Raw genomic sequence first — 5,800 nt, 5'->3', positions numbered from 1 at the left:
CTCAGAAATGCGCAAAACAGACATACCCGCGAAGCCGGGAGGCAAGAAGAAAGGTTAAATCTCAAGCTTGGAACAGATCTCCGAGAGCGCGGACAACGAGAGGCCGTAGACCGTCTGCTCGGCGAGGCCTTTGACGAGCTTCGGTTGGCGGGGGTTCCGGTGAAGCGGGCGTGTGCCTTGGCGGGCCGATCGCGGGCGACGCATTATCGGCACGCCGCGCCGGGCGGGCCTCGGCACGGACCGTGGCTTCCGCGGACCGCGCCGCCGGCGGCGCTGCGCGACGCCGAACGTGCGCAGGTGCTGGGCGTGCTGAACAGCTCGGCGTACGCGGATCTTGCGATCCCGCAGGTCTGGGCGCGGGAACTCGACGCTGGCCGGTACTGGTGCTCGCTGTCGACGATGTACCGGATCGCCCGCTCTGCAGGCCAGAGCAGGGAACGCCGCGCCCAGGCGTCGCATCCGCCGCGGGTCCGTCCCGAGCTGGCCGCAACCGGACCAGGCGAGGTGTGGACCTGGGACATCACCGCGCTGAAAGGACCGGTGAAAGGAACCTGGTACAAGCTCTACGTCATCCTCGATATCTACTCCCGGTATGTGACCGGTTGGCTCGTCGCGGCCGCCGAGGACGCCGTCGTCGCGAAGGACTTCCTTGCCGACGCGATCGCGCGCAACGGTATCCCGCCCGTGGCGATCCACGCCGACCGCGGCGGCGCGATGGTCTCGAAACCCGTATCCGAGCTCCTCGTCGACCTGGGCGTCGCCCGGTCGCATTCCCGGCCACGGACCTCGAACGACAACCCCTACTCGGAGGCCCAGTTCAAAACTCTCAAATACAGCTACGACTTTCCCGACAGGTTCGGCTCGCTCGCCGACGCGCGGTCATTCTGTGACGGGTTCTTTACCGCCTACAACCATGACCATCGCCACTCCGGGATCGGGTTCCACACCCCAGCCTCGGTCCACTTCGGGACCGCCGACCAGGTTCGGACCCACCGGCAGGCCACCCTCGACGCCGCCCACGCGGCGCACCCCGAGCGGTTCGCCCGCCGACCCAGGCCGCCGCGGCTACCCGACACCGTCTGGATCAACAAGCCAGTTCCAAGCCAACCAACCGAAGATCCACTGTCTCATTTGACTTGACATCTACCGTAGAGGGCGGCGAGATTGCCGCGGACATCGATGGTGAGTCTGTCCTGGTCGCCCCACCTGTCGGCGGATTCCGCCTCAAGCTCGCGGAGAAGCTGTATTGCGCCAGCCTGGTCGCCCGCTGCGTCAGTCCAGATCGCGATCTCGAAACGGCTGGATGCGGACATGAAGTCGTCGTCGCCGAATTCTCGCTGGTAGCCGGCGTTCGCGTCGCGGGCGATCTGCAATGCGCGCTGTGGGTCGCCGGACTCTCCGGCCCAGCGGGCCAGGTTTAGCTGGCTGTCCAGACTGATGCGGTGGGCCGGACCGAAGAGCGCGGTCGCTTCGACTGCTTGCTCTTCGGCAAGCCGAAGCGCCTCGTCAACGTGGCCGGCGTTCCCGGTCCACCACGCGAGCTCATAGCGAAGGTTATGGAGTTCGGCGCGGTCGAGCCGAGATGGGCTGCGCCGTGCCTCCTCGACAGCGGTGCGCAACACGTCGATGGCCTGATCTTCCTGGAATGAGTAGCCGAGGCAGCGAGCGAGGCCGGCGGCCGCAGGCAGGTGACCGCCATCGACGGCCTGGCGAAACGCGAGGGCTGCGAAGCCTACGCGTCCCCGCCCCCAGGCGGCCCTTCCGATGCCCGCCGCGTCGTCGGGACCGGCCCAGCGCAGCAGCCTCGTCCACGTGGTCTCGGGGACCGGACCCGCCTGCTGGTCGAGGTCCACCGCATCCAAGAGATAGTCGAACGCGCTGTAGCGGTCGGTGCCGTCGCTGGCGAGCAGGCTCGCGGTGGCAAGGATCGTCTCCAGGGCCCACGCGACGGCCTGCTCCCAAGGCTCGGGACGCAGGCGTGCACCGCCATGTTCCGCCAGGTAGTCCTCGTGGAGCTCCTGCAGTACCGCCAGCGGTACCCCGGCGCTGCATCCGGCCCGTCTGGCGTCCACGGCCGCCGCGACGAGCGCGGCACCACGCGGGTGCGTCCCTGGGGCCCATCCGTTCAGCCATCGAGCGAGCAGGTCCGGACCTGCTGCCAGATACTCCGCCACTCCATACCGGTCGGCGTGCGCCAGCGCCGAGGCGATCTCCGGGTCATCCCTGATCTGTGCGGCGCGAGCGAGCTCCGTGGACGTCCACGCCCGGGCCAGCCGAATCTCGGTCACAAGACCAAGAACCTCCCGGCCGGCGACCGCTTCCTCATTGCCGCCCCGGTTCATCGAGGACTCCGCCCGCCCGCGAAACCGGGCGTGCTCCTGAGCCCGCATCGTGGCCAACACCACCCGATCCGCAGCGATCTGACCTGTCTGATCGGACCGGGGCCCGGGTTGGCCGAGAAGTTCATGCAGGTGGTGGACGGACAGACCTCCCGAGCCTAGGTAGCGTTCTAGATCGTCCAGCCACAGGACACATCGCCGCTCGTCACGCGCGGCCGCCACCGCACTGCGAATGGATCCAGGCTGGTGGTCAGGGAAGACAAACGCATGATCGGGGAGACAGCGGCGCGTCGCTTCGAACGCGGCTCGCGTCTTCCCAGCGGTCGAGTCCCCCACCACCAGGACGAAACCACCGCGACGGACCGCCGCCTCCAACGCGTCGCTGCGATCGCGCCGTACGAACGTCGGCACGTAGCCCGATGAGGACGACACCCGCGCGGCGCGATGTACCCCGACGAACAGCGGCTCGGCCACGTCGCGAACCCGGGGAACTCGGCCTCGCCGATCCACCCAGACGTTCTCGAGGAGCCGCCGGCCAGCTGCCGCGTCCAACGCCTGGCTGCCCCTGCTCGACAGGACCGCCCCCACCGCTCCGACCACCGCGACAGCCAGCGACGCCACGACCCCCGGCAACACGTCCGCCAGCGCCGCCGCCCCCGACCCAAGCAAGGCCGAACCGGCCACCAGAGACCAGGCCGCGAGCGACCGACTCATCCGCACATCGCACTATCACCACAAAGATCCCGAGCATCGAGCCAATCTCAAAGATCAACTCTCGGATTCCCTCCGCTGTCTGCTGTCCGGGATCCCTGGACGGTTACCGCGCGTCAGGCCCGGCGCGGCGTGCGCCAGCCCGGCCCGGCCGGGTCTCACGGAGCGTGAACATCCGTCGCGTCGACGATCGACCTCCGCGTCGGGGTGAAGGTCGTCGTCCGGCTCCAGACCAGGCCGGTGTCGCGGCCTACGCCGAAGAGCTCGACGCGGCCTGGCAGCGAGAGGAGGCCTGGCTCGACGCCACCGGCCAGTAGCTTAAGATCCACGACGTGTGCCCTCGATGGCCCCGACCACGACCTGGTCGGGGCCATCGCGCGTCCTGGCCCGGCGCGGGGGCTCGCCAGCGCCCTGGCCCTGCCGACCCGCGCCTGTATAGGAACCGGATGAGGATGCCCACGCCAAGCAGGCAGGTCACGGTAGTTGGCCAGCGCACGCGCGCCGATCGGCGTCGTTGTTGGCCAGGGCTGGGGGTAGGCGCATAAGCCTGCTGCGGGGCGGCCCGCGGTGGGCGCTTGGCCCCTCGCCTGCGTGCACCGCCCTGTTCGAGCGACCAGCTGACGGTTCGCGCTGGTCAACGGCGCTGGCGCAGGGCGGTCAGGCGGTCGCGCAGCGCGGGTTCGTCGGCCGGCGACGCGACGATCTCCACGAGCTTCGTGCGGCTCGTGGCGCCGCGTACGAGACACACGTCGGCACGGCGCAGGCCGAGCGCGTCGGCGAGCGCCCGTAGCGCCGCCTCGGTCGCCTTCCCGTCGACGGCGCGCGCTGAGACGCGCACCACCAGGCTCGGCTCGCCGTCCGGGCCGGCCAGCTCACCGCCGACGGCGGTCCTGCCGGCCCCCGGTCGCACCCTGATTGTCACCCGCACGCACCCCATCGTCGACGATGCAGGCCCCCGGCCGGTTGGGACGTCTGTCGACATCGATTTTCGACGCGGGTTGTTGACGCCTCCCGAGGGCGCTACGGGTGGTCGTCGGCGGGTGTCGGCGGACGACCGTTTACCGACAAGATCGAATGGCGTCTCTGTCTATGGGGCGCTGTTCGGGCAGATCTCCCGGTACGGCTCGTCGGGTAGGTATCGATTCCGTTCCTCCTCAGTCAGGCTGCGGCGGGCTCGTTGGCAGGCAACTTGGATGGGGTTGTTTCGGAGGCTTTGGAGCGCGCTGACGTCCCATAGTTCCACCGTGCCGTCGAAGCCAAGGCTGGCAAGCAACCCGTTTGGGCCGAATGTGACCGACGAGACCTCGGAGTTGATGGTGAGCGGCGCGCCGAGTGGGCGGGGGCACGGGCGGGTCGCTGACGTCCCACAGCCGCACTGTGCGGTCCATGCTGCCGCTGGCGAGCAGCCCGTTCCGGCCGAAAGCCACTGAGAAGACGCTGGAGTTGCCGGCGAGCGACTCACCAAGTGACCGGAAGATGCAGCCAGAGCAACCTGAAGAGACCACAGTAGGAACACGACCGTCGACACCACGCCGTCATGATCTCTGCCGCGCTGGTCGCCCAGCTCGGCGCCCCCCGACCGTCCAGTTGCACCCAACAGGCGAAATACGACCCGCCCAGGATGACCTCGGCCGAGCGCTGGCGAACTCGCGAACCGCGAGCTCCACCGGACTCAGCCCGGTAGTTGACCTCGGAACGGTCTGGGTTGTGGCCAGGAAATTCGCCCGGTACATAGATCCGCGAATCTGCCTATACCTAATCTTCCCGCCCTGACCCGAAGAGGAGAATGTTGCCGGAGCAGCCGCTCCACGTTGGCGAACGAATCAATCGGTGAATACGAGTACCCCAATGATCGACGAAGCTCGTTAATCCTGTTCCAGGAAAGCGCCGGCGCCACCGCCAGCTCTTGGCGGCAGATGCCGAGGGTGTCCACTACCGATCTTTCCTGGCTGTCTAGCGCGCCCAGATTGTCAGCACTGAAGTAGTCGACAATCGTCGCGGCGAAATAGAGGTAGCACGCGAGCGTACTAGCCTCGGCCACACGCTCTCTACCAGGTTTACCTTGCGCAAGAACCGCCAGTTCCGAGGCGGCCGCCACGAGTTCTCCCGAAGACCCGAGCGCGATACTGTCGACTATCTCCGCCAACCAGTTCACGCCCCCATCGCCTGGGTTCGCAACCGGCAGATAGCGATAGGCGTCTATCTTTTCGCGGACATCAAGGGCAACGATGTAGCGCGCGACTTCGGCGAGCTCGCTGCCGCCATCCGGCCAGATAGTCGGCATTTTTCGCATCATTCTGATCGCGTCGCGTGCCAATCCTCCTGACATCGCGTGCGCGAGTGCGATGAACGGGACAGGTATTCCCAGAGTCCTCCGCTCGATGACGCCTCTGGTCTCCCTGAAGTTCAGGTAGGGTAGCTGTATAACATCGTCAAACGAGCTATCTATGGCATCCCGAGCGGGCATGCCGCGGCGCTTGAAGGAAAGCAGCGCGTCGGTGCTCACGGAAAGCAGGAAATAGCACCCTTCGATACCAAAGATTCCCTTGATATCGTTAAGGAACTGGCTGGCGTGCACGCCGTCTTCCATCTTGTCCATCTCGTCGATGACAATGAAGACCCGCCCGCATTCTTTGGCCACTCTTTGAATGAAGTCCCTGAAAGATCGCACCGTCTCCGGGTGGGTAGAGTCATGGCGAGTCCAGGTCTCCCCGCTGGTGCTCTTTCCCTCGATGATGGGGATTTTGAGT

General features: G+C 66.9%; 5 protein-coding genes and 1 pseudogene. 1 reads left to right on the top strand and 5 read right to left on the bottom strand.

Annotated elements, in window-relative coordinates:
• The first annotated feature begins 144 nt into the window (after positions 1–144).
• Positions 145–1,140 (top strand): DDE-type integrase/transposase/recombinase, encoded by a 996-nt coding sequence (locus BCD49_RS06485; protein ID WP_035925503.1) that lies wholly within the window; start codon positions 145–147, stop codon positions 1,138–1,140.
• Here BCD49_RS06485 and BCD49_RS06480 read toward each other — a convergent pair.
• The 5 genes and pseudogenes from BCD49_RS06480 to BCD49_RS43430 form a co-directional block, all read right to left on the bottom strand.
• Complete coding sequence (locus tag BCD49_RS06480; RefSeq protein ID WP_007513748.1) at positions 1,128–3,053, bottom strand: tetratricopeptide repeat protein; 1,926 nt, start codon at positions 3,051–3,053, stop codon at positions 1,128–1,130. The genes BCD49_RS06485 and BCD49_RS06480 overlap by 13 nt on opposite strands.
• 155 nt (positions 3,054–3,208) lie before the next feature.
• A complete protein-coding gene (locus BCD49_RS43435) occupies positions 3,209–3,379 on the bottom strand; it encodes a hypothetical protein (RefSeq protein WP_157845290.1) in 171 nt (56 codons plus the stop codon).
• Between the two features lie 305 nt (positions 3,380–3,684).
• Positions 3,685–3,978 (bottom strand): DUF167 domain-containing protein, encoded by a 294-nt coding sequence (locus BCD49_RS06475; protein ID WP_035925505.1) that lies wholly within the window; start codon positions 3,976–3,978, stop codon positions 3,685–3,687.
• 226 nt (positions 3,979–4,204) lie between these two features.
• On the bottom strand, positions 4,205–4,477 hold the full coding sequence (locus tag BCD49_RS40330) for a hypothetical protein (protein WP_232794234.1): 273 nt from the start codon (positions 4,475–4,477) through the stop codon (positions 4,205–4,207).
• Between the two features lie 245 nt (positions 4,478–4,722).
• Positions 4,723–5,800 (bottom strand): annotated as a pseudogene (locus BCD49_RS43430) (hypothetical protein); the annotation flags it as partial.

The organism is Pseudofrankia sp. EUN1h, from assembly GCF_001854645.1.
GTDB lineage: Bacteria > Actinomycetota > Actinomycetes > Frankiales > Frankiaceae > Pseudofrankia > Pseudofrankia saprophytica.
This window is presented reverse-complemented; position numbering and strand designations above follow the sequence as displayed.